The organism is Corynebacterium sp. zg-331 (assembly GCF_014267345.1).
GTDB lineage: Bacteria > Actinomycetota > Actinomycetes > Mycobacteriales > Mycobacteriaceae > Corynebacterium.
This window is the reverse complement of the sequence record NZ_JACMYD010000001.1, coordinates 568,300-591,706: the sequence shown is the minus strand read 5'-3', so window position 1 is coordinate 591,706 and position 23,407 is coordinate 568,300. Positions and strand designations below refer to the sequence as shown.

The window sequence follows — 23,407 nt, the reverse complement described above, 5'->3', positions numbered from 1 at the left end:
GCGACAATCATGACTCACTTTCCTTCCGCGACCGTGCTGGGGTACCCGCGCATCGGTGCCAATCGGGAGCTCAAGCGAGCCCTGGAATCCTTCTGGTCTGGCCGCGGTGGTAACCCAGCCGAGACCGCCGAGGAGCTGCGTGCCGCGCGCACGCATCGGCTGGCGGAGCTGGGGCTGACCCAGGAGGCCGGAATCCCGGAGGACTTCAGCTACTACGATCAGGTGCTCGATATCACCATTGCTACCGGGGCGCTGCCCGGTCGCTTCGCTGCGGAGCGCGAGGTGCTCCGGGCGCAGGTCGATACGCCGGAGTCGGAGGAGGCGCTGCGTGCCCAGTTCACGGTGGCGCGCGGCCAGGGAGATCGCCCGGCGCTGGAGCTGACCAAGTGGTTTGATTCCAATTACCACTACCTCGTGCCAGAGATCGGCCCGGAGACCGCCTTTACGTGGCTGGGTTCCCCCCGGGTGGGTGCCGCCCGCCGCCTGGGTGCGCAGGTGCGCCCCGTGCTGGTGGGCCCCGTGACGTTCCTGGCGCTGGCCAAAGCCAGCGAGGAGGCTCCGGAGGGGTACAACCCGCTCGATCGACTCGACGATCTGCTGGCGGTGTACGCACAGTACCTGAGCGCCCTCAAGGAGGCCGGGGTGCCGTGGGTGCAGCTCGATGAGCCGGCCCTAGTCACCGACCGTCATCGCACCCCCCAGGAGCGCGCGGCCCTGCTCGATGCGCTGCGTCGCGCTTACACGACCCTGGCTACACCGGAAGCACCACAGCTGGCCGTGGCGCTGACCTATGGGCATGCCTTCGACGCCGTGGACGTCCTCGCGCAGACCGACGTGCAGGCCGTGATCATCGATGTCGTCCGCGGGCTCGTCCCGGGCACCGCCGAGCTGGACCGCTGGGCCACTGCCCTGGTGGGCAAGACCCTGGGAGTGGGCGTGGTCTCCGGGCGCAACATTTGGCGCGCCGATCTTGACGCCGCACTCGGTACGCTGCGCGCGATCCAGTCCGGCCTGGGCAAGGATGTCTCGGTGGCGGTGACCACCTCTACCTCCCTTCAGCACGTTCCGCACGATGCCGAGCGCGAGACCCAGCTCGATGAGCAGCTGCGCTCCTGGCTTTCCTTCGCGGATCAGAAGGTTCGCGAGGTGGCGGTGCTGGCCCGCGGCCTGGCCGAGGGCGACGAGGCCATCGCCGAGGAGCTGACGCAGGCTCGTGCAGCGGCGGCAGCACGGGCGGCCCACCCCGGCGTGGAAAAACGCGAGGTGCGCGAGGCCACCTCCGCGGTGACCGAGGAACAGCGCACGCGTGGAGACGCCGCCGAGCGTCACGAGGCGCAGGCCGCCGCCCTGGGGCTGCCGGTGCTGCCCACCACCACCATCGGCTCCTTCCCGCAGACCGACGAGATTCGTCGAGCCCGCGCCGAGCACCGCAGCGGCAAGATCGACGATCACGCCTACGAGGCGGCGATGAAGAAGGAAATCGCCGAGGTGATCGCCGTACAAGAGGAGATCGGGCTGGATGTGCTGGTCCATGGCGAGGCCGAGCGCAACGACATGGTGCAGTATTTCGCCGAAAACTTTGAGGGCTTTGCCACCACCGCGCACGGCTGGGTGCAGTCCTATGGCTCGCGGTGCACGCGTCCCTCGATTCTCTGGGGCGACGTGACGCGCCCCCGGGCGATCACCGTGGAATGGTCGCGCTATGCGCAATCGCTGAGTGAGCGTCCGGTCAAGGGAATGCTCACTGGCCCCGTGACCATCATGGCCTGGTCCTTTGTCCGCGAGGACATTCCTTGGGGCGAGGTGGCCGATCAGCTCGGCCTGGCGCTGCGGGCCGAGGTGGGTGACCTGGAGGCCGCTGGAATCAAGGTGATCCAGGTGGACGAGCCCGCCATCCGCGAGCTGTTGCCGCTGCGGGAGGAGGATCGTGAGGACTATCTGCGGTGGTCCGTGGGGGCCTTCCGCCTGGCCACCGCCGGTGCCGCCCCCGCCACGAGTATCCACACCCATCTGTGTTACTCGGACTTCGCGACCATCGTCGATGCCATCGACCGCCTGGATGCGGACGTGACCTCCATCGAGGCCTCTCGTTCCAAGCTCAAGGTGTTGCCTGCGGTGGCCGAGCACGGTTTCCACCGGGGCCTGGGGCCCGGTGTGTGGGACATTCATTCCGCGCGCGTGCCCTCCACCGAGGAGATTACCGAGCTACTGGGAGTAGCCGTGGATGCGCTCGATCCGCAGCAGGTGTGGGTAAACCCGGACTGCGGTCTGAAGACCCGCGGCTGGGAGGAGACCTCGGCTACCCTGCGTAACCTGGTGGAGGCCACCACCCTCGTGCGCGGACGCCTCAGCAGTTAGGTCGCCGTGCGGCTGGGAGTCTGTGGTGATGATCGTCTCTCCCTCGTGGGGAGGGGCGAGCATGGACGCTCGTTGGTATCCCTGAAAACACCCCCGTCTTCGTTGCGGTTTTCTCATGCGTCCTGAGGGCTATAGCTCTTTGGCCGAATCACCGATCGGTGCGCATCGCCATCGCGATGATGTGCCCCGTACCCCCGCCGATGGCGATTCTGCCCACGATGGGCGCGGTGGGTGACCTCGCGGTGGTTCTTTTGCTGCTCGTGCGCCGCCTCCAGGGCATCTTCGTGGGCACCACCCATGTCCGGGGTAGGCAGTGCACATCGGTGGGGTTTCTTTTTCGGCTTCTTATGCGTCACACTTCTCGATGAGGGCTGGTGGCGCGGTGGCTCTTCCACCTTCATTATCCGGGGCTTAGGCCTGGGCTAGGCTGGTCACGACGTTGTTCATGCAAGAACACCCCGCCCAGGATGGCGCGCGGGTGACGAAGAAAAATAGGTGCGATCGTACCGGTTTTTCTTTGTTCTCCGTAGCGACCTGCGCTAATATCTCGAGCAAGGAAGAAACGGCGCGATCGTGCCGGTTTTGAAGGGAGGCGGCATGACCCCACGCGAGATTGGGGAACTGGCTCGCGAGCGTCGCAGGGAGCTCCAGTTACGCCAACTGGAGCTGGCGCAACTGGCGCAGGTTTCGGAGCGATTCGTGCGTGATCTCGAAACGGGCAAACCCGGCATCCGACTGGATAAACTTATCGCCGTGGTTGGCGTGCTGGGGTTTGACCTCAGCCTCAAGGAGCATGTGCCTCCGGCGCTTCGAAGTGGTAAGCCATGACATACGATCCGCGACTGGTCGATGCGGCAACCGTGTACGTCGACGCTACCGCTGCCGCTACCCTGACTCGAACTCCCATCGGTACGGAGTTTCGCTACCGCGACGATTATTCCGGGAGACCGGTAGCGACCACTCTCGTCCTCGACGGTGGTCCGGTCATCAGTCCGGCAGGTGCGGTTCCGCCCTTTTTCGCGGGGCTCCTGCCCGAGGGACGCAGGCTGAGTGCCTTGCGGCGATCCATCAAAACCTCGGCCGATGATGAATTGTCTCTCCTGCTTCCGGTCGGCGCCGATCTGGTGGGAAATATCTCCCTTTTCCCCGAAGGAAAAGAAAGGAAAACCGTTACTCCCGCCGTGGATATGTCCGCACGGGAACTGGATTTTAGTCATGTGCTCACCGAAGCAGGTATCCCCGATCCTGTTTCACTCGCGGGAGTGCAGGATAAGGCCTCGGCTCGCACGATTGCCATTCCTACCTCTGCTGGCGGTGGTGCCTCTGATGCGATCTTGAAAATATCGCCACCCGAATATCCCATGTTGGTGGAAAATGAGGCGGAATCCCTGGCCTGCGCTCGTATCATGGCGGCCAGGCTGCGCCTTCCTGTTGCTCGCGCCGAGGTGGTACGAGATGTACATGGGCGCAGCGGCCTGTTGGTGGGAAGGTTTGATCGAGAGCGCGGCGCGCGTTATCCGGTCGAGGACGCGGCTCAAATCATGGGAATCTACCCGGCCGATAAATACTCGGTGGACTTCGAGGAACTCACCCTCGCAGTGGCGGGGGTCTGCCGCTCCCCTCTTTTGGCTTTGCGTTCTCTTGCCGCACAGTTAGCATTCGCCTGGCTGACGGGCAATGGTGACCTTCACGCTAAAAATATCTCCGTGGTGGATCGCGGAAAGGGATTTGAGGTGGCTCCCATCTACGATATCCCCACCACCGCGCCGTATGGGGATCACTCCCTGGCCCTGCCCGTGGCGGGAAGCTCGGTGGGTCTGAGCAAAAAGAAATTTTTATCTTATTGCATGGAGGTAGGACTTCCGGCTCCCGTGGGTGAGGCAGTAGCACAAAAGGCCGTATCTGCCACCGAGAATTACGCTGAGAGAATCATCGCGGCGTGTTCCTTCGATCCTCGCCGAGCGCGCGATCTCACGCGGATATTGCGCTCCCGGCGTAGAGCGTGGGAATGATCCCACTTCCGCCTGCGGGCCCTGCGTCATGCCGGGGATGACGGGCCACTACCCCTTCCAGCGAGGATAGGAAATTTATACCCTAAGGAAATCTTGGGCAGCTCCGGCCTTACTAGGAATCAACGACCATGTCCTTTTCCAAGGAGATCCACACGCCGTCGGGATATAGAGCTGCACGGGTTGTGCGCTCCTCTTGCTGGAATGATGACGTGCCGCTCACCCTAGAGGTCTTCTGGAGGACATACCTGCGTTTGGCGAAATTTTTATGCCAATTCCACGATTTCCATGTACTCGTCACCCCACAGATCCTCTGTGCCGTCGGGAAGCACGATCACGCGTTCCGGTTCCAGGGCGCGCACGGCACCCGGATCATGAGTGACTAGCACCACGGCGCCGGTGTAGGATCGCAGGGCATCGAGCACCTGCTCTCGGGATATGGGGTCGAGGTTGTTGGTGGGCTCGTCGAGAAGGAGCACATTGGCCCGGGACGAGACCAGCGCGGCCAGCGCCAGGCGGGTCTTTTCACCGCCGGAAAGGGTGCCCGCGGGTTGATCGAGCTTGTCTCCGGCGAACATGAAGGCGCCGAGCAGCCCGCGCAGATCCTGTTCCCCGGCCTCCGGGCAGGCGTCGATGGTGTTCTGCCACACTGTTTTATCGGGGTCGATGGTGTCGTGCTCCTGGGCAAAGTATCCCACTTTGAGGCCGTGACCGGAGACGATGCCGCCCTCCCCGTCCGTGCGCTCCACCCCCGCCAGGAGCTTGAGCAGGGTGGTTTTGCCCGCGCCGTTGAACCCCAATACCACCACCCGGGAACCCCGGTCGATGGCGAGGTCGATGCCGGCGAAGACCTCCAGGGAGCCATACATCTTGGTTAATCCCTTGGCAAACATCGGCGTCTTGCCGCAGGGAGCGGGTTCCGGGAAGGAAATGTGAGCCACCTTATCGGCCACGCGCACCTCGTCGAGGGCATCCATCATGCGATCCGCGCGGGCGGCCATCTGCTTGGCGGCCCTGGCCTTGGTGGCCTTGGCCCCGAGCTTTTCGGCCTGGGTGCGCAACGCGGAGGCGCGTTTTTCCGCGTTGGCGCGCTCGCGGCGTCGGCGGGCCTCATCGAGGGCGCGGGCGTCCTGGTACTTGCGAAAACCCATGTTGTAGACGTCGGCCTCCGCGCGCACGGCGTCGAGATACCAGATCTTATTGCATACGTCGTCGAGGAGCTCGACGTCGTGGGAGATCATGATGAGCCCGCCCTCGTGCTTGCGCAGAAAGCCGCGCAACCAGCCGATGGAGTCTGCGTCGAGGTGGTTGGTGGGTTCGTCGAGCAGCAGCGTGGTGGCGGATTTGCCCGAACCGGCGGTAGCGGCGAAGAGGATCTGGGCCAACTCCACGCGACGACGCTGCCCGCCGGAGAGCGTGTGCAGCGGCTGATCCAGGATGCGGGCGGGAAGCCCCAGATTATCGCAGATCTGCGCGGCCTCGGAATCGGCCTCGTAACCGCCCAGGGAGTGATAGCGCTCCTCCAGCCGGGAGTACTTGTGGATGGCCTTATCCCGGGCGACGTCGTCGTTGGTAGTCTCCATGATGCGCTGTTGGTGCAGCATCGAGGCGCGGATGCTGTCGAGGCCCCGTGAGGAGAGCACGCGATCCCGAGCGGTCTGCTCGATATTGCCCTCGCGGGAGTCCTGCGGCAGGTAGCCCACCTCCCCGGAGACCGTCACCGAGCCACCGTAGGGCTGGGTCTCCCCCGCCAGGATGCGCATGGTGGTGGTCTTGCCCGCGCCGTTGCGTCCCACCAACCCGATGCGATCCCCGGCCTGCACCCGAAGATGCTGGCCAGGGGCCGTCAAAAGGGTGCGGGCGCCGACGCGCACTTCCAGATCATTGGTGACAATCACAAGGAAGCAGTGTATCAATCCGCCTAGACAGAGAATCCCAGGGCGCGGAGTTGTTCGCGACCCTCTTCCGTGATCATGTGGGGTCCCCACGGGGGCATCCACACCCAATTGATCTGGAGTTCGTCGGCCGCACCGCCGCCCACCACCGCAGCCTCGGACTGATCCTCCAGCATGTCGGTGAGTGGGCACGCGGGGGACGTCAGGGTCATGTTCACCACGGCTCGCTTGACTCCCTCGGCGGGGCGATCCATCCAGATGTCGTAGACCAGTCCCAGATCCACCACGTTGATGCCCAGCTCCGGGTCGATCACGTCGCGCAGGTACTCCTCGACCGTCGAGGCGTCCGCGGCGTCCTGCTCCGTCTGCTCCGGGCGCTCGGGCAACTCCAATGGATTCGTCATATTAGTCCTCCTGTGCCTCTCGTGCTTGCGTGGTTGCTGCCTCAAAGGCCTTCCATCCCAGCAGCGCGCACTTCACCCGCGCGGGATACCGCGATACCCCGGCAAAGGCGATGCCGTCCCCGATGAGCTCGGGGTCTCCCTCGCGCTGCCCACGGGAGGTGAGCATGGCCTCGAATTCCGCGAGCTTGGCGCGCGCCTCGGCCACGGAGCGGCCGATGATCTCCTGCGCCATCACGGAGGTAGAGGCCTGGCTGATGGAACACCCCTCGGCCTCGTAGGAGACGTCCTCCACCGTGGCGCCATCGACGGAGAGGTGGACGCGCAGGGTGAGCTCGTCCCCGCAGGAGGGATTCACGTGGTGCACCTCCGCCTCGAAGGGCTCGCGTAGGCCTGCGTGCTCAGGATTTTTATAGTGATCCAGGATCACCTCTTGGTACATGGATTCCAGGTTCACGCGCTCACCCCAAAGAACTCCTTGGCCGCTGCGATGGCCTCCACCAGCCGATCCACCTCGTCCCTGGTGTTGTACAGGTAAAAGGAGACGCGCGCGGTGGCCTGCACTCCCAGGCAGCGGTGCGCTGGCCAGGCGCAGTGATGCCCCACCCGGATGCATACGCCGTGATCGTCGAGCACCTGGCTCAGGTCGTGGGGATGAATCCCCTCGACCACGAAGGAGAGGGCGCCACCGCGCGCCTCCGGGGTGGTGGGACCCACGATCCGCAGCTTATCGATCCCCCTCAGACGCTCCAGGGCGTAGGCGGTGAGGTCGTGCTCGTGGGCGGCGATGGTCGCCATGCCGATGGAGTCGAGGAATTCCACGGCCGCGCCCAGGCCCACAACCTGGCTGGTCATTTGTGTTCCGGCCTCGAAGCGCTGCGGCGGGGGCGCGAACGTCGTGCCCTCCATCCGTACCACCTCGATCATGGATCCCCCGGTGAGGAAGGGGGGGAGGCGACGGAGCAGGTCGTCGCGCCCGTAGAGTGCGCCGACCCCCGTGGGGCCGCACATCTTGTGGCCAGAAAAGGCCGCAAAGTCCACGCCGAGGTCGTGGAAGTTCACCGGCTGATGCGGCACCGATTGGCAGGCATCGAGCACGGTGAGCGCACCCACGGCGCGGGCGCGGCGCACCATCTCGGGGACGTCCGCAATCGCGCCGGTCACGTTCGACTGATGGGTAAAGGCGACCACCTTGACGGATTCGTCGAGATCGAGAGAATCGAGGTCGATCCTGCCGTCCGGCGTGGCGGAATACCACTTCAGTGTAGCCCCTGTGCGGGAGCACAGCTCCTGCCAGGGAACCAGATTGGCGTGGTGCTCTAGCTCGGTGACCACCACGGTGTCCCCCCGGCCCACCCGGAGCTCACCCGCGCGCGGGTCACCCAGGGTAAAGGCCACGAGGTTGAGGGCCTCCGTGGCGTTCTTGGTAAAGGCGATCTCCCCGCCCTCGGCCCCCACGAAGCGCGCGATGGCCTCGCGGGCGTGCTCGTAGGCGTCCGTGGCCTCCTCGGCGAGCTGATAGGCGCCGCGATGCACGGGGGCGTTGGTGTGAAGCACGAAGCGCTCTTCGGCGCGCCAGACCGATGCGGGACGCTGCGAGGTGGCCCCGGAGTCGAGGTACACCAGCGCCTTGCCCTCACGCACGGTGCGGGAGAGCAGGGGAAACTCCGCGCGCACCGCGCCCGGGTTCAGGGTGCCGTCCGGGAAAAGAAACCCTGACTGCGCCATCACAGGAACTGCTCGTAGCCATCGGCCTCCAGCTGATCGGCCAGCTCGGGCCCGCCGGTGCTCACGATCTGCCCGTTGGCAAAGACGTGGATCACGTCCGGCTTCACGTATTCCAGGATGCGCTTGTAATGGGTGATCATGAGGATGCCGCCGTTGGTGTCGCGCTGGTAGCGGTTGATCCCCTCGGAGACCACGCGCAGGGCGTCCACGTCCAGGCCGGAATCCGTCTCATCCATCACGGCGAACTTGGGCTTCATCAGGTCGAGCTGGAGCACCTCGTGGCGCTTCTTCTCCCCACCGGAGAAGCCCTCGTTGACGGAGCGCTCGCTGAAGGACTTGTCGATCTTGAGGTTCTCGCGGGCCTCGTTGACCTCCTTGACCCAATCGCGCAGCTTGGGGGCCTCGCCGCGCACGGCGGTCACGGCGGTGCGCATGAAGTTGGACATGGAGACCCCCGGTACCTCGGTGGGGTACTGCATGGCGAGGAAGAGACCAGCACGGGCGCGCTCGTCCACGGACATCTCCAGGATGTTCTCGCCGTCGAGGAAAACCTCGCCCTCGGTGATCTCGTAGCGGGGGTGTCCGGCCAGGGTGTAGGCCAGGGTGGACTTACCGGAGCCGTTGGGCCCCATGATGGCGTGAATCTCGCCGGAGTTGATAGTCAGATTCACCCCCTTGAGAATCGGCTTGGGTTCGGCGGATTCGTCGGAGGGAAGAACCTGGGCGTGGAGGTTCTTGATTTCCAGGGTAGACATCGTTTTTCTCCTGATCGTGAGTGCAGTGTGAGTGCGTTCTTGGGCTAGGCGGTGACACGCTCTAGCTCATTGACCACGCGGGATTCCAGTTCCTCTCGGATTCCCGCTACCGGGATGTGGTTGATGACCTCGGTGAAAAAGCCTCGGATGATGAGGCGTCGGGCCTCGGCTTCGGGAATGCCGCGGCTCATCAGATAAAAGAGTTGTTCGTCGTCGAAGCGCCCCACCGTGGCCGCGTGGCCAGCGCCGGCGATCTCGCCGGTCTCGATCTCCAGGTTGGGAATGGCATCGGCGCGGGCGGCCTCGCTGAGCACAAGGTTGCGATTGGTCTCGTAGGTGTCGGTGCCCTGCGCATTGGCGCGGATCAGCACGTCGCCCACCCAGGTGGTGCGAGTGTCTGGCTTGCTCGTGGCGGGGTCGCCCTGCAGGGCGCCCTTGTACAACACGTTAGACCGGCAGTTGGGCTGAGCGTGATCCACCAGCAGGCGGTTTTCAAAGTACTGGCCGTCATCGGCAAAGTACACGCCCAGCAGCTCGGCGTCGCCACCTTGATCCTCGAACTTCACCCGCGGAACCAGGCGTACCACCTCACCGCCGAAGACCGCCACGTTGTGGCGCAGCACGGCGTCCCGGCCCACCAGGGCGGATTGGTTGGACAGGTGCACGGCATCGTCGTCCCAATCCGCGTCCACGATCACCGTGAGGCGGGAATTCGCGCCGAGCACGAACTGCACGTTGTCCGCGTGGGTGCCGCTGCCTCGGTAATTGAGGGCCACGGTGGCCTCCGCGCCCTGCTCCAGCTCCACGACCACGGCGCCAAAGGAGGTCACACCCTCCCCCTTACCGGTGACCGTGACGGTCACAGGATCGGCAGTCACCGAGTCCTTGGCGAAGCTCACCAGAGTGGCCTCCGCCATGGACGTCCAGGCCTGGGCTCCCACGCGGTCGGAGGGGGCCCCGGCGCGGGTGGCACGGGGGTCGTCCTTGGCGATGGTGTGACTGCTCACTGGGGTCCCGGAGGGGATATTCACGACGATGTCGGGCGCTGCCGCCGGGCTAAAGGAGCCGTTGTGTAGGCCGCGTAGTCGGCGCAGGGAGACGAAGCGCCATTCCTCGTCCTTGCCCCGGGGAATCTCGAAGTCCTCCACGTTGAAGGAGGTAAGCACGTCGCCCTTGTTGTTGTGCGTGGTGGCGTTCTTGAGCGTCTCAGCCATTTATCCCACCGATCCTTCCATCTGTAGCTCGATCAGCCGGTTGAGTTCTAGCGCGTACTCCATGGGCAATTCCTTGGCGATGGGCTCGACGAAGCCGCGGACGATCATGGCCATGGCATCTGCCTCGTCGATGCCGCGGCTCATCAGGTAGAAGAGCTGCTCTTCGGATACCTGGGAGACGGTGGCCTCGTGACCGAGGGTCACGTGGTCGTTGCGAATGTCGTTGTAGGGATAGGTATCCGAGCGCGAGATGTTGTCTACCAGGAGGGCGTCGCACTCCACGTTGGCGGTGCAGTGATGTGCGTTGGCATTGATCTGCACCAGGCCGCGGTAGGCGGCTCGGCCGCCGGAACGGGCCACGGATTTGGAGATGATGTTGGAGGACGTGTGCGGCGCCATGTGTACCATCTTGGCGCCGGTGTCCTGGAACTGCCCCTCCCCGGCGAAGGCGGCAGAAAGCACCTCGCCCTTGGCGTAAGGTCCGGTCATCCACACGGCCGGATACTTCATGTTCACCTTGGAACCGATGTTGCCATCGATCCACTCCATCGTGGCACCTTCCTCTGCCTTGGCGCGCTGGGTGACCAGGTTATACACGTTGTTAGACCAGTTTTGAATGGTGGTATAGCGGCAGCGCCCGCCTTTTTTCACCACGATCTCCACCACGGCGGCGTGCAGAGAATCGGACTTATAGATGGGCGCGGTGCAGCCCTCTACGTAGTGAACGTAGGCGTCCTCGTCCACCACGATGAGGGTGCGCTCGAACTGCCCCATGTTTTCCGTGTTGATGCGGAAGTATGCCTGGAGCGGAATGTCCACGTGCACGCCCTTGGGAACGTAAATAAAGGAACCACCGGACCACACCGCGGCGTTGAGGGCGGAGAACTTGTTATCGCCCGCCGGAACCACGGTACCGAAGTATTCTTTGAACAGTTCCGGGTACTTCTGGAGCGCGGTGTCGGTATCCACGAAGATCACGCCCTGCTCCTCCAGATCCTCGCGGATCTGGTGGTAGACCACCTCGGACTCGTACTGGGCGGCCACGCCGGCCACCAGGCGCTGTTTTTCCGCCTCGGGGATGCCCAGCCGGTCGTAGGTATTGCGGATATCGTCGGGGAGGTCATCCCAGGACTTCGCCTGCTCCTCGGTGGAACGAACAAAATACTTGATGCTATCGAAGTCGATATTGCTTAAATCCGCACCCCACGTGGGCACGGGTTTTTTATCGAAGATGGTGAGGGCCTTGAGGCGCTGCTCCAGCATCCATTCGGGTTCGTTCTTTTGGGCGGAGATGTCGCGCACGACCTCCTCGCTCAGCCCGCGGCGGGCGACGGAGCCCGCGGCGTCGGAGTCGTGCCAACCGTAGTTATAGCCGCCCATGGATTCGATGATCTCGTCATCGTTCATAGGGCGTTGCGCGTCAAGATTGGGCGTCGCCTGGGTCATGAACCGCTCCTTTCTTCAGGAGAATTGGTGGAATAAAGGGGAATATTCGTGGTACAGATACCGTGTCCCCCGGCGATGGACGCTAGGGGTTGCACGTGGGTGCCCAGCACATCGGAGATCACCTCGTGTTCTGCCTCGCATAATTCCGGGTATTGCGCTGCCACCTGGGAAACCGGGCAGTGGTGTTGGCAAATTTGGATATTGCCGCCCGCGCGCTGCACGGTGGCGGCGTATCCGTGGTCGTCGAACGCCCGTGCCAGGGCGTACGCTGTGTCCTCGAGGGAGTCCGGGTTTTCCTCGCGCACCGTCGCGACGATGGATTCCGTGCGGGCGCGCGCCAGGTCGCGCACGGCCTGCGGCCCGCCGGCTCGGCGCAGAGCGGTCAGCGCTAGCGCGGCGAGGGAATCGTAATCGTGGCCGAAGTGCTCGCGGCCGCGCCGAGTAAGCAAAAAGTGCTTGGCGGGGCGACCCCGAGTGGTGGGTGCGGAGGAACGACGGGACTCGGCATATGCCAGCCCCTCCTCCAGGAGAATGTCCAGATGCCTTCTCACACCGGCGGTGGAAAGGCCAAGACGTTCGCCCAGGGCAGCGGCGGTCAGCGGGCCGTGGGTAAGCAGGCTGCGCATGATGGCATTGCGGGTGTCTCCTTCCACGGAGCCGGTTGAGCGCACCATGCTTATCACCTCCTACCCTCACGGGATCCTGCGTCTGCCGCGCGCGGCAGCGATCGTCTCTTTTAGACAACACTAGTGTTACTAAAATTATTCCTCGGCGCAAAAAGGTTCCCTGTGCCTTCCTGTCGGCGGGGGTGTCCTGTCTACGATGAGGCTGTGCGACAACAACCATCTGCGCTCTGGCAGACGCTCCTGAGGGATCTCCCCCGCCTTGGCGAGGCAGGGTCGCGCTCCGCGGAGCTGCATCGCGATAGCACGCCCGAGTTGATCGGCCCGCAGGGCTCGGCCACGGCGCGCAGCACGGGAATCGTGCGCTTCGCCCTCCTGCGCTGGGTAGGAACCACGGGGGCGCTGGTGCTGGCGCTGGGGGCGCTGGGCGGCGGCGCCCTCCCCGTGGTGGACAACCCCTACCAGTCCTTTCCCGGGGGTACCACCCTCGGCCAGATGATGCAGGCCTCGTCCTCGGTGGTGCTCGTGGGCACAGCGCTGGTGGTGCTGGCCTGGGTCGGCATGGCGCCCCTGGTAGGCGTGCCCTTGTGGTCACGGCAGCGCGCCATGCGGGTGGTGGATACCCGGCAGCTGTGGCGCACCTGGTGCGCCTGGTCCCTTCCCCTGCTGCTCAGCGCCCCCATTTTCACCCAGGACATCTACTCCTACCTGGCTCAGGGGGCCATCGTGCGCGAGGGGATGGATCCTTATTCCGCAGGCCCCATCGACCTGCTGGGTACGGATCATCATCTAGCGCGATCCGTGCCCTTTATCTGGGCCCACTCCCCCTCCCCCTACGGGCCGGTGGCCGTGGGATTGTCCGCCGCCATCAGCACGCTCACCGGTGATTCCATCGTGCTAGGCGTGCTGGTTCATCGCATTCTCAATCTGTTCATGCTGGCGGCCGCGGGCTGGGCCGTGCTCGCCATCGCCCGGCGCTGCCGGGTCTCTGCCCCGGCAGCATTATGGCTAGGCCTCCTCAATCCCCTGGTACTGCTGCATCTGGTGGGGGGAATCCACAACGAGGCCCTCATGCTCGGTCTGATGCTCGTGGGCCTGGAGCTGGGATTGCGCGGCCTGGATCGAGCGGGGGTTGGGGCCTACTCGCGGCTGGTGGCCTCGGGGATTATCCTGTCTTGCGCTGGCATGGTCAAGGTCACCGCCTTCCTTTCCCTTGGCTTCATCGGCATGGCCTATGCCCGATACCTGCACAGCCGCGGGCATCGGGCCTGGTGGTCCATCCTGCTGGCCATGGCCTTCTTCGCGGCCGTGCTCCTGGGGACGATCGCGGTGGTCTCCGCCCTCAGCGGCATCGGGTTGGGCTGGATCACGGGGCAGGGCGGCGCCGCCACGATCCGCAGCTGGATGTCCGTGACCACCGACGTCGGAGTGATCACCGGGGGAATCGGCATGCGCCTAGGGCTGGGCGATCACACCGCGGCGATCCTGACCGTTACCCGCCTGGCGGGGCTGATCGTGGCGGGTGCCTTCACCCTGCGCATGCTCCTGGCCACGTTTCGTGGCAGGATCCACCCGGTGGGGGCGTTGGGCGTGGCCACTTTCGTGCTCGTGGTGCTCTTTCCGGTGGTGCACCCCTGGTACGTGCTATGGGCGGTCGTTCCGCTCGCCGCGTGGGCCAATCGTCCCTTTTTCCGCCTGGCGGTCGTGGGTTATTCCGCCGCTTTTAGTTTTTTCGTCTTACCGCGCGGTCTGGCGTTACCGCCGGGAACGGTGGTGAACATTTACGTCGGTGCGGCGGTGGCCCTCGCGGCGATCCTCTGCCTGGGTTGGTGGTGGTTCCGGCGCTCGGCTCTGCTTGGCCTAGACTGAGACACCGTGGCTGTCCCAAACGCTCTAGAACTGCACGGCGTGGTCAAGGCCTTCCGCGCCACCACCGCCGTCGATGAGCTCTCCCTGAGCGCCCGCCGAGGGGAGATCTTGGCCCTGCTTGGCCCCAACGGGGCCGGGAAGACCACCACCATCGACATGTGTGTGGGATTCCAGAAGCCCACTGCGGGACGGATCAGCGTGTTGGGTTATGATCCCAGCACGCAGCCGGAACGCGTCCGCGAGCGCATTGGCATCATGCTGCAAGGCGGCGGCTCCTACTCCGGGATCAAGGTGGAGGAGATGCTGCGCCTGACGGCGGCCTATAACGCCCACCCCCTCGATCCCGCTTGGCTGATGGAGGTCGTGGGGCTCAGCGGCGTGCGTAAGAACACCTATCGCAGGCTTTCCGGGGGACAGCAGCAGCGCCTTTCCCTGGCGCTCGCCCTGATCGGCCGCCCGGAGCTGGTCTTTCTCGACGAACCCACGGCAGGCATGGACGCGCAATCGCGCCTGGCGGTGTGGGAGCTCATGCGGGTGCTGCGTCGCGACGGCGTCACGGTGGTACTCACCACCCACCTGATGGACGAGGCCGAGGCGCTGGCCGACCGAGTGGTCATCATGGATCGCGGCCGCGCGGTGGCCCACGGCACTCCCGAGGAGCTAACCACCGGATCGAAGCCGCAGGTGCGGCTGGGCACGGCGAGCGAGGTGGACCTGACCGCCCTGGAGCGCCAGGCCCACCTGCCTCCTGGCGCATGCGCGGCGGTGCGACCCCTGCATTACGTGGTGCGGGTCTCCCCCACCCCGGAGTCGGTGGCCCGGGTGGTCTCCGCGGTGGCCGCCCAGGGCGTGCTCGTGCGGACCGTGGACGTAGCGCGGTGCAGCCTTGAGGATGTCTTTTTAGAGATCACGGGCCGAGAACTGAGGAGTTGATTGTGTCCGATTACCCCACCGGCACCTTTACCCCCGCCCCCCAGCGCGCCCCCCGGGCGACGCTCATCGCCGCGCAGGGGCGCATCGAGACGTTGCTTTTTCTGCGTCACGGCGAGCAGCAGCTGCTCAGCCTCATCATTCCCCTGGGACTGCTCATCGGCATCTCGCAGGTGTCGATCCTGGAGGATCCCGATCCGCTGCGCCAGGGCTTTCCTATGATGCTGGCCATCGCGACTACCTCCTCCGGTTTTACCGGCCAGGCTATCTCCCTGGCCTTCGATCGCCGCTACGGCGCGCTCAAGCGCACGGGAGCCTCCGGAGTGCCCGCCTGGGTCATCATCGTGGGCAAGATCATCGCGGTGGCGGCCATGGTGCTGCTGCAAACCCTGGTCTTGGGGATCACCGCCGCCGCCTTGGGATGGCAGGTCTCGGCCGGGGGGTTGCTCCTCGGTTTGATCACGCTCGTGCTCGGGGCCGCCACGTTTACCGCCATGGGGCTGCTCATGGGCGGGACGCTGAGCTCTGAGCTGGTGCTCGCCCTGGCTAACCTCATCTGGGTACTCATGGTGGGACTGGTGGGATTGGTGCTTTACCACTCCGGATTCGACGGCAGCAGCTGGTGGGATCTTATTCCTTCGGTGACCCTGGCCAGCGGCCTGACCGATGCCTTTGGTGGCGCCATCCCCTGGGTTCAGTGGCTCATCCTGTCGGTGTGGCTCGTCGTGGTGTCCGCGGCTACCCGAACGTGGTTCCGATTCAGCGGCTAAGCCTCGACGGGTAAGGTGGTCTGGCATTATTGCCCGATCATCACTTTCCAAGGAGCGCTCCATGAAGGCGACGTTCATTCACGGTCCCGGCGACATTCGGGTGACCGAGGTGGATAAACCTACCGTTACTGACCCCACCGATGCGGTTATCAAGATCGTGGCCACCTGCGTGTGTGGCTCGGATCTGTGGTCGTATCGCGGCACCGACGAGGTCGAGGAGCCCTCCCGCATGGGCCACGAGTACGTGGGCGTGGTCGAGGAGATTGGCGCGGAGGTCACCACGGTCACGCCGGGCGACTTCGTGGTGGGCTCTTTTTGCCTTTCCGACAACACCTGCGATATCTGCGCGGGTGGGTATCCCTCCCGCTGCCTCAACGGCGGTTTTGTGAGCGAGGCCCAGGCCGAATACCTGCGGGTGCCGCTCGCCGATGGCACCTTGGTGGCCACCCCCTCCTATCCGGATAAGGATCTCATCGCCTCCCTGCTGGCGGCCTCCGATGTGCTGGGCACCGGGTGGTTTGCCGCCGACGCGGCCCAGGTTGGCCCCGGCAAGACCGTCGTGGTCGTGGGCGACGGCGCGGTGGGTCTGTTGGCGATTCTCTCGGCCAAGCAGATGGGAGCCGAGCGCATCATCGCCATGAGCCGGCACGCCGATCGCCAGGCCCTGGCCCGGGAATTTGGGGCCACGGACATTGTGGCGGAGCGCGGCGAGGCCGGGGTGGCTCGGATCAAGGAGCTCACCAACGGTCTGGGTGCTCACAGCGTGATCGAGGCCGTGGGCACCCAGGATTCCATGCAGCAGGCCATTGCCTCGTGCCGCCCCGGCGGGCACGTGGGTTACGTGGGTGTGGCCCACGGTGTTTCCCTGCCTGGCGAGGAGCTCTTCTTCTCCCAGGTACACCTGATGGGTGGCCCGGCCCCCGTGCGCACGTACCTCCCGGAGCTGATCCGCCTGATCTTTGAGCGTGCCATCGAGCCCGGCAAGGTGTTTACCAAGCAGGTGTCCCTGGAGAACATCGCCGAGGGGTACCGCGCGATGGATCGGCGCGAAGCCATCAAGGTGTTGGTGCGCCCCTAGTCGGATGGCGGGCGCGCTGAGTTCCGCCGCGCCCGCGTGTTTCTTATAACGTCGGCCGTCCCCACGTCGTGTGGTGTTTCCCGGTGGCGGAGCATTAGGCTAGAAAACCGTGAGTACCGTGCTGCCTTCCGCGAAAAGCAACGTCGTATCGTCCCTACGGTTTCAGCGCCTGGCGGCCCTGATCCTGTTGCTCTGTCAGGGGGGCATCACGGTCACGGGTTCCATCGTGCGCGTGACCGGCTCGGGTTTGGGGTGCGATACCTGGCCGCAGTGTCAGGCCGGGTCGCTCGTCCCCGTCCAGGGGGCCGCCCCCCTGGTGCACCAGGCCATTGAGTTCGGCAACCGACTGCTGACCTTCGTAGTGGTCGCCGCCGTGGTGGCGGTGTTCGTGGCCCTGGTGCAGGCGAAACGCCGCTGGGAGTTGATTAATTACGCCCTGATCTCCGCTGTGGGGGTGATTCTCCAGGCCATCATCGGCGGTATCTCCGTGCACCTCGACCTTAAGTGGTGGTCGGTGGCCCTGCACTTCCTCCCCTCAATGATCCTGGTATGGGTGGCGGCCCTGCTCGTTATCCGGGTGATGGAGCCCGACGACGGTGCTCCGGTGCGCGCCTACCCGCGCGCGGTGAGGGTCAGCGCGGTGGTAGCCGCCTGCGCCCTGGCCGTGGTGTTGGTCACCGGGACGATGGTCACCGGTGCCGGGCCGCACGCGGGCGACGCGGAAGCCGGAATGTCCGGGCGCTTGGAGGTAGACATCGACCTCATGGCCCACATCCACGGTTACCTCATGTACGTCTATCTTCTGTGCACCCTCATCACCGTGGTGCTGCTTCACCGGCGTGGTGCCTCGATGGAGGCCAAGCGCACGGGATTGTTGCTCCTGGCGATGATCGTGGTTCAGGCGGGCATCGGGATTGCGCAGTACCGGTTGGGAGTTCCACGCTGGTCCGTGCCGATGCACATCGCGATGTCCTCGGTGGTGGTGGCCCTTACGGCAATCCTGTACGCCCTGGGGCTGCGGCGACACTCTCCCACGGATGCTTAAGCGATGAAGGCGCTGATCTGGGGCGCCGGTGGACGACCCGAGGAAGTCGTGCTACCGCGACCTCACCCAGGGGAAGAAAGCGTGCTCGTGGAGGTGCGGGCCGCCGCGCTCACGGTGATCAAGCCGGGGACCGTGATGGGAACCCAGGGCACGGGGACGATCGCCCACGACCCGCAAGGGCTACTCCCCGAGGGAACGCTGGTGGCCTGGGCTGGGGTTGCCGGTTCCTGCGCCGCCGCCGTGTGCGTGCCCCGTGATCGGATCGTGGCAGTACCGCAGGGGATCATCCCCGGGGTCGCCGCCGCCATGCTGCAACCAGCCATGATGGCCCACGTCCTGTTGCACTGCCCCACCCCCGTGACGGCGGGAAGCACGGTGCTGATCAATCCCGCCGACGACCCGGTGGGGCTCATCAGCGCTCAGTGGGCCGGGGCTCTTGGCGCACGGGTGATCGCGGTGTCTCCCTCCGGGGAGTCGGCTCCCCATCTCGATCGGGCCACCGTGGTACGGCGGGCGCACGCGGCCACGCGCCGCGCCGCGGCAGCCGGAGGGGTGGACGTTGCCCTGCACGGTGCGGGGAAGCAGGGGCTGGAGCATGCGCTGGCGAGCCTGCGCCGCCGCGGTACCTTGTGCCTGTACGGGCAGCCGCCCCACCCCCTCAAGAGGATCTCCCCCGTGGAACTCGCCTCCCGGGGATCGCTCACCCTTTCTTGTCCGGTGCTAGAGGATTATCTGCGGGAGCCGGATGGTTTTCGCACGCGCGCCCAGGCGGTAACCCAGGCCCTCACGGAAGGGAGCATCACCATCCCGTTCGGTCGTCAGTATTGCTTGGAGGAGATCAGTGGGTTGCGCGGCGAGGACCTCACGGGCCTGGCGGTGCTGAGGTTCTAGATCTAGAATGCCGCGGTAGACCAGCCCGCCAGGCGACCAAAGGTCTCCCAGCCTAGAACCGCATCGACGGAGAGAGCCACGAACAACACCGCCAGGTAGTTGTTGGACAAGATAAATAGCTTGAGGGGCTTGACCGGCTGACCATCGCGCACCCCACGGTGCAGCTGGGTGGCCATGACGAGGAACGCGGCGCCGGAGACTACCGCTCCGAGCGCGTAGATCCAGGAGGCGGCCGGAACCAAAAGAAGGGACACGGCCACAGTGGCCCAGCTGTACCAGAGAATCTGCCGGGTGACCTCCACCGGCGTGCGCACCACCGGAAGCATGGGCACCCCGGCGCGCTCGTAGTCGTCGCGGTATTTCATGGCCAGCGCCCAGGTATGCGGGGGCGTCCAGAAAAAGATGATGAGCCACAGCACCAGGGCCTGCCACCAGGCCACGGCAGAGGCATTGGGGGTATTGTTCGTAATGACGGCCCAGCCCACCACCACCGGCATGCATCCGGCGGCGCCGCCCCAGACGATGTTCATGTGCGTGCGGCGCTTGAGGAACTTGGTGTATACCGCGATATAAAACCAGATGGTGACCATGACGAAGCCCGCGGCCAGGAGGGATCCGCATAGTAACCACAGCCACAGGAAGCTCACCACGGTGAGCGTCCAGGCGAAGATGATGGCATTGCGGTTGGATACGGTGTGGCGCACGAGGGGGCGGGCGCGAGTGCGACCCATTTTTTGGTCAATATCGGAGTCCGCCACCATGTTGAAGGTGTTGGCCGCCGCCGCGCCCATCCAGCCGCCGATGAGGGTGAGCAGGATGAGCACGATGTTGTTCTGCCCACGATCGGCCTGCAACATCGCGGGAATGGTGGCCACGAGGAGCAGCTCGATGACTCGTGGCTTCGTCAGAGCGATGTATGCCTTGATCGTGTTCAAGGAAGATGCCTCCAGCGATCTCGTGATGTTGTCAGCCGCCCCCACACTAGTCGAGCCGGGATGCGCGACGGTTCCCGCGCCTCGGGCCGCGCGCACAATCTTTCATTACTCTATCGCGCCGCGCTCCCGGGACGAACATCGGGAGAGATGTGGCGAGGCGTGGCTGCTCGCGGCGGAAAAACACTAAGGTAGTGTCTACGCAATTTTGTCGCTCCGAACGTGAGGATCCCATCGTGCCGCTTTCCCCCGATATGCAGGCCCTGACCGTGCGCCGCTACCCCGAGGACTGGACGGAGGTGGATACCCGGGCCGTGGATACCGTCCGGGTTCTAGCTGCCGATGCCGTTGAAAACTGCGGCAGTGGACATCCCGGCACCGCCATGAGCCTGGCTCCCCTGGCCTATACCCTCTACCAGCGCGTACTGCGGCACGATCCCGCCGATCCCACCTGGGTGGGACGCGATCGCTTCGTGCTTTCCGCCGGACATTCCTCCCTGACCCAATACATTCAGCTTTATCTGGGTGGGTTTGGTCTGGAGCTTGAGGACCTCAAGGCGCTGCGCACCTGGGGCTCGCTGACCCCCGGGCACCCCGAGTACGGTCATACCGCGGGGGTGGAGATGACCACCGGCCCGCTGGGACAGGGCTTGGCTTCCGCCGTGGGCATGGCGATGGCGGCTCGCCGCGAACGCGGTCTTTTTGACCCGGAGGCTGCACCAGGCCAGTCCCCCTTCGATCACTATGTCTACGTGATCGCTTCCGATGGAGACCTGGAGGAAGGTGTGACCGCCGAGGCCAGTTCCCTGGCCGGCACCCAGCAGCTGGGTAACCTGATCGTTTTCTGGGACGATAACCGCATCTCCATCGAGGACGATACGCAGATTGCTTTCACCGAGGATGTGGTGGCGCGCTACCGGGCCTACGGCTGGCAGACCCTAGAGATCGAGGGCGGCGAGGATGTGGTGGCCCTGGAACAGGCGGTAGCCCAGGCCAAGGCGGAGACCGGCCGCCCCACCTTCATCCGCGTGCGCACCGTCATCGGCCACCCCGCACCCACCCTAGCCAATACCGGCAAGGTTCATGGCGCGGCCCTCGGGGCGCAGGAAGTGGCCGGGGTTAAAGAAGCCCTAGGCTTTGATCCGAGGGAACATTTTGCCGTCGCCCCGGAGGTCATCGCCCACACCCGCGCCCTGGTGGAGCGCGGCGCCCAGGCTCACGAACGATGGAACGAGGAGTTCTCCCGGTGGGCCGAGGCCAACCCCGAGGGCCGCGCGCTCTTCGAGCGCCTCGTCTCTGGCGAACTGCCTCAGGGCTGGGACGAGGAGCTACCCGTCTGGGACGCCGATGCCAAGGGCGTTGCCACCCGCAAGGCTTCCGAGGCCGTGCTGCAGGTCCTAGGCGCCCACCTGCCGGAGCTGTGGGGAGGCTCCGCAGACCTCGCGGGTTCCAATAACACCCTCATCAAGGCGGATGCCTCCTTCGGCCCCGAGGCCATCTCGACCGGGGCATTCCGGACCAGCCCCTACGGGCGCAACCTGCATTTTGGCATCCGCGAGCACGCCATGGGCTCCATCCTCAACGGCATCGCCCTGCACGGGCCCACCCGCCCCTACGGGGGTACCTTCCTCATCTTCTCGGACTATATGCGTCCTGCCGTGCGTCTGGCGGCGCTGATGGGCACGGACGTTTACTACGTGTGGACGCACGATTCCATCGGCCTGGGCGAGGACGGGCCCACGCATCAGCCGGTGGAGTCCCTTGCCTCGCTGCGGGCGATCCCCAACCTCGCGGTGTTGCGCCCGGCAGATGCGAACGAGACCGCCGCGGCGTGGCGCGCGGCCCTGGCGAGTAAGGAACACGGCCCCAAGGCCTTCGCCCTGACTCGGCAGAATGTGCCGGTATTGGCGGGCACCAAGGAACGGGCCACCGAGGGGGTCGTACGTGGTGCTTACGTGTTGGTAGAGGGGTCGAAGACCACGCCCGAGGTGATCTTGATGGGTTCCGGCTCGGAGGTGCAGCTGGCCGTCGAGGCCGCAGAAGAACTGGAGCGACAGGGCGTCGCGGCTCGCGTCGTGTCCGTTCCCTGCCTGGATTGGTTCTCTCAGCAGGATCAGGCCTACATCGACGAGGTGCTGCCGCCCGAGGTTACCGCCCGGGTCTCCGTGGAGGCGGGAATCGCGATGCCTTGGCATCGCTTCCTCGGGTCCCGGGGTCGTGCGGTATCGCTGGAGCATTACGGCGCCTCCGCCGATTACCAGCGCCTGTATCAGGAATTCGGCATCACGGCGCAGGCCGTGGTAGCGGCGGCCAAGGAATCCCTCGCCTAACTAAGGAGCACTCAACAATGAGCAACACCATCGAACGGCTTGCCGAGATCGGCACCACGACCTGGTTGGATGACCTCTCCCGCGAGCGGATCGCCTCAGGGAACCTGGAACGGATGATCGCTACCGCGGGCATCGCCGGGGTGACCACGAACCCCGCCATCTTTGCCACGGCCATGTCCACGGGTTCCGCCTACGACGATCAGATTGCACGGCTGCGTGAGCGCGGTGCGGATGCGGACACCGCCGTCTACGCGATGAGCGTCGAGGACGTGCGCGCCGCCTGCGATCTTTTCGCGGGGGTCTACCGCGCCACGAAGGGGCGCGACGGCCGGGTGTCCATCGAGGTTGACCCGCGCTTTTCCGAGGATGCCGAGGCTACCGTGGCGCAGGCCCGCGAGTTGTGGCGGCAGGTGGATCGCCCCAATGCGATGATCAAGATTCCGGCCACCGAGGGCTCCCTGTCCGCCATCGCGGAGGTGCTGGCGGAGGGGATCAGCGTGAACGTCACCCTGATTTTCTCCGTGGAGCGCTACCGGCGCGTGATCGAGGCCTACAAGGAGGGCATCCGCCGGGCCGCCGCCGCGGGCCGCGACGTGTCCCAAATTGTCTCTGTGGCGTCTTTCTTCGTCTCCCGGCTGGACACCGAGGTGGACAAGCGCCTGGAGGCCATCGGCACCGACGAGGCGCTGGCGCTGCGAGGCAAGGCGGGGGTAGCCAATGCTCGTCGGGCCTATGCGCTTTTCCTCGATGCCTTTGACGCGACTGCACAGGAAAACCTACCGGAGGGTACCCAGGTACAGCGTCCGCTGTGGGCCTCCACTGGGGTAAAAAACCCCGACTACCCTGCCACCCTCTACGTCGCGGAATTGGCCGGCCCGCAGACCGTCAATACCATGCCGCAGACTACGATCGATGCGGTTATCAGCAGCGATGACCTGCGCGGAGATACCCTCACGGACACGGGAGAAGCCGCCGAGGACGTCTTTGCCGCCCTTGAGCGCGTGGGCATCGACCTTCACGACGTATTTGCGGTGCTGGAACGAGAGGGCGTGGAGAAGTTCGTGACCGCCTGGGAGGATCTGTTGGCCTCCATGAGCCAGCGACTCTAGATACCATCCTCACGGGTGCCGGGC

The 23,407-nt window shown here is 65.1% G+C and carries 20 protein-coding genes; 11 read left to right on the top strand and 9 right to left on the bottom strand.

Annotated elements, in window-relative coordinates:
- The first annotated feature begins 9 nt into the window (after nucleotides 1–9).
- The 3 genes from metE to H7347_RS02875 all read left to right on the top strand — a co-directional run bounded on the left by metE (nucleotide 10) and on the right by H7347_RS02875 (nucleotide 4,370).
- The gene (metE, locus tag H7347_RS02885; RefSeq protein WP_152821033.1) at nucleotides 10–2,358 is read left to right on the top strand and encodes a 5-methyltetrahydropteroyltriglutamate--homocysteine S-methyltransferase; all 2,349 of its coding nucleotides are present in this window, start codon (nucleotides 10–12) and stop codon (nucleotides 2,356–2,358) included.
- A 597-nt stretch (nucleotides 2,359–2,955) separates the two neighbouring features.
- Nucleotides 2,956–3,186: a helix-turn-helix domain-containing protein gene (locus H7347_RS02880; protein ID WP_152821031.1), complete on the top strand. Its 231-nt coding sequence runs from the start codon at nucleotides 2,956–2,958 to the stop codon at nucleotides 3,184–3,186.
- A complete protein-coding gene (locus H7347_RS02875; protein ID WP_152821029.1) occupies nucleotides 3,183–4,370 on the top strand; it encodes a type II toxin-antitoxin system HipA family toxin in 1,188 nt (395 codons plus the stop codon). Before H7347_RS02880 ends, H7347_RS02875 begins: the two co-directional genes overlap by 4 nt.
- 263 nt (nucleotides 4,371–4,633) lie before the next feature.
- Here the strand turns inward: H7347_RS02875 and H7347_RS02870 are convergent, their stop codons facing one another.
- From H7347_RS02870 to H7347_RS02835, 8 genes are read right to left on the bottom strand one after another with little or no spacing between them, the layout of a single operon-like run.
- Entirely contained in the window at nucleotides 4,634–6,265 is a 1,632-nt protein-coding gene (locus H7347_RS02870) for an ABC-F family ATP-binding cassette domain-containing protein (protein WP_186337159.1), read from the bottom strand.
- A 23-nt stretch (nucleotides 6,266–6,288) separates the two neighbouring features.
- Complete coding sequence (locus H7347_RS02865) at nucleotides 6,289–6,666, bottom strand: metal-sulfur cluster assembly factor (RefSeq protein ID WP_222129902.1); 378 nt, start codon at nucleotides 6,664–6,666, stop codon at nucleotides 6,289–6,291.
- A gap of 1 nt (nucleotide 6,667) precedes the next feature.
- Nucleotides 6,668–7,120 (bottom strand): Fe-S cluster assembly sulfur transfer protein SufU, encoded by a 453-nt coding sequence (gene sufU / locus H7347_RS02860; protein WP_186337158.1) that lies wholly within the window; start codon nucleotides 7,118–7,120, stop codon nucleotides 6,668–6,670.
- Nucleotides 7,117–8,391, bottom strand: a complete 1,275-nt coding sequence (locus tag H7347_RS02855) for a cysteine desulfurase (RefSeq protein WP_152821025.1) — start codon at nucleotides 8,389–8,391, stop codon at nucleotides 7,117–7,119. Before H7347_RS02855 ends, sufU begins: the two co-directional genes overlap by 4 nt.
- Nucleotides 8,391–9,146: a Fe-S cluster assembly ATPase SufC gene (sufC, locus tag H7347_RS02850; RefSeq protein WP_152821022.1), complete on the bottom strand. Its 756-nt coding sequence runs from the start codon at nucleotides 9,144–9,146 to the stop codon at nucleotides 8,391–8,393. Before sufC ends, H7347_RS02855 begins: the two co-directional genes overlap by 1 nt.
- Before the next feature lie 44 nt (nucleotides 9,147–9,190).
- Nucleotides 9,191–10,360 carry a Fe-S cluster assembly protein SufD gene (sufD, locus tag H7347_RS02845; RefSeq protein ID WP_152821020.1) on the bottom strand — a complete coding sequence of 390 codons (1,170 nt, stop codon included), beginning with the start codon at nucleotides 10,358–10,360 and terminating at the stop codon, nucleotides 9,191–9,193.
- Nucleotides 10,361–11,806, bottom strand: coding sequence for a Fe-S cluster assembly protein SufB (gene sufB, locus H7347_RS02840; protein ID WP_152821018.1), 1,446 nt, complete (start codon nucleotides 11,804–11,806; stop codon nucleotides 10,361–10,363).
- The gene (locus H7347_RS02835) at nucleotides 11,803–12,480 is read right to left on the bottom strand and encodes a metalloregulator ArsR/SmtB family transcription factor (protein WP_152821016.1); all 678 of its coding nucleotides are present in this window, start codon (nucleotides 12,478–12,480) and stop codon (nucleotides 11,803–11,805) included. Before H7347_RS02835 ends, sufB begins: the two co-directional genes overlap by 4 nt.
- 156 nt (nucleotides 12,481–12,636) lie before the next feature.
- On the opposite strand from H7347_RS02835, the gene mptB reads away from it, so the two are divergent.
- The 6 genes from mptB (at nucleotide 12,637) to H7347_RS02805 (ending at nucleotide 19,012) form a co-directional block, all read left to right on the top strand.
- A complete protein-coding gene (gene mptB, locus H7347_RS02830) occupies nucleotides 12,637–14,298 on the top strand; it encodes a polyprenol phosphomannose-dependent alpha 1,6 mannosyltransferase MptB (RefSeq protein ID WP_186337157.1) in 1,662 nt (553 codons plus the stop codon).
- Between the two features lie 6 nt (nucleotides 14,299–14,304).
- Nucleotides 14,305–15,231: an ABC transporter ATP-binding protein gene (locus tag H7347_RS02825; protein ID WP_186337156.1), complete on the top strand. Its 927-nt coding sequence runs from the start codon at nucleotides 14,305–14,307 to the stop codon at nucleotides 15,229–15,231.
- A 2-nt stretch (nucleotides 15,232–15,233) separates the two neighbouring features.
- On the top strand, nucleotides 15,234–15,998 hold the full coding sequence (locus H7347_RS02820; protein ID WP_370513891.1) for an ABC transporter permease: 765 nt from the start codon (nucleotides 15,234–15,236) through the stop codon (nucleotides 15,996–15,998).
- 61 nt (nucleotides 15,999–16,059) lie between these two features.
- A complete protein-coding gene (locus H7347_RS02815; RefSeq protein ID WP_152821012.1) occupies nucleotides 16,060–17,076 on the top strand; it encodes a zinc-dependent alcohol dehydrogenase family protein in 1,017 nt (338 codons plus the stop codon).
- Nucleotides 17,077–17,185: 109 nt separating this feature from the next.
- Complete coding sequence (locus tag H7347_RS02810; RefSeq protein ID WP_186337155.1) at nucleotides 17,186–18,121, top strand: COX15/CtaA family protein; 936 nt, start codon at nucleotides 17,186–17,188, stop codon at nucleotides 18,119–18,121.
- Between the two features lie 3 nt (nucleotides 18,122–18,124).
- The gene (locus H7347_RS02805) at nucleotides 18,125–19,012 is read left to right on the top strand and encodes a zinc-binding dehydrogenase (RefSeq protein ID WP_152821010.1); all 888 of its coding nucleotides are present in this window, start codon (nucleotides 18,125–18,127) and stop codon (nucleotides 19,010–19,012) included.
- A gap of 2 nt (nucleotides 19,013–19,014) precedes the next feature.
- On the opposite strand, the gene H7347_RS02800 is transcribed toward H7347_RS02805, so the two are convergent.
- Nucleotides 19,015–19,992 (bottom strand): heme o synthase, encoded by a 978-nt coding sequence (locus H7347_RS02800; RefSeq protein WP_370513899.1) that lies wholly within the window; start codon nucleotides 19,990–19,992, stop codon nucleotides 19,015–19,017.
- 188 nt (nucleotides 19,993–20,180) lie between these two features.
- On the opposite strand from H7347_RS02800, the gene tkt reads away from it, so the two are divergent.
- Together tkt and tal are read left to right on the top strand one after the other, a co-directional pair.
- Nucleotides 20,181–22,274: a transketolase gene (gene tkt / locus H7347_RS02795; RefSeq protein ID WP_186337192.1), complete on the top strand. Its 2,094-nt coding sequence runs from the start codon at nucleotides 20,181–20,183 to the stop codon at nucleotides 22,272–22,274.
- A 17-nt stretch (nucleotides 22,275–22,291) separates the two neighbouring features.
- Nucleotides 22,292–23,383, top strand: coding sequence for a transaldolase (tal, locus tag H7347_RS02790; RefSeq protein ID WP_152821008.1), 1,092 nt, complete (start codon nucleotides 22,292–22,294; stop codon nucleotides 23,381–23,383).
- Nucleotides 23,384–23,407: the final 24 nt, after the last annotated feature.

Excerpts from the sequence above, each read along its gene's own strand:
- metE (WP_152821033.1), top strand. The coding sequence starts at position 10 with ATGACTCACTTTCCTTCCGCGACCGTGCTGGGGTACCCGCGCATCGGT.
- H7347_RS02880 (WP_152821031.1), top strand. The coding sequence starts at position 2,956 with ATGACCCCACGCGAGATTGGGGAACTGGCTCGCGAGCGTCGCAGGGAG.
- H7347_RS02875 (WP_152821029.1), top strand. The coding sequence starts at position 3,183 with ATGACATACGATCCGCGACTGGTCGATGCGGCAACCGTGTACGTCGAC.
- H7347_RS02865 (WP_222129902.1), bottom strand. The coding sequence starts at position 6,666 with ATGACGAATCCATTGGAGTTGCCCGAGCGCCCGGAGCAGACGGAGCAG.
- H7347_RS02855 (WP_152821025.1), bottom strand. The coding sequence starts at position 8,391 with ATGGCGCAGTCAGGGTTTCTTTTCCCGGACGGCACCCTGAACCCGGGC.
- sufC (WP_152821022.1), bottom strand. The coding sequence starts at position 9,146 with ATGTCTACCCTGGAAATCAAGAACCTCCACGCCCAGGTTCTTCCCTCC.
- sufD (WP_152821020.1), bottom strand. The coding sequence starts at position 10,360 with ATGGCTGAGACGCTCAAGAACGCCACCACGCACAACAACAAGGGCGAC.
- sufB (WP_152821018.1), bottom strand. The coding sequence starts at position 11,806 with ATGACCCAGGCGACGCCCAATCTTGACGCGCAACGCCCTATGAACGAT.
- H7347_RS02835 (WP_152821016.1), bottom strand. The coding sequence starts at position 12,480 with ATGGTGCGCTCAACCGGCTCCGTGGAAGGAGACACCCGCAATGCCATC.
- H7347_RS02815 (WP_152821012.1), top strand. The coding sequence starts at position 16,060 with ATGAAGGCGACGTTCATTCACGGTCCCGGCGACATTCGGGTGACCGAG.
- H7347_RS02805 (WP_152821010.1), top strand. The coding sequence starts at position 18,125 with ATGAAGGCGCTGATCTGGGGCGCCGGTGGACGACCCGAGGAAGTCGTG.
- tal (WP_152821008.1), top strand. The coding sequence starts at position 22,292 with ATGAGCAACACCATCGAACGGCTTGCCGAGATCGGCACCACGACCTGG.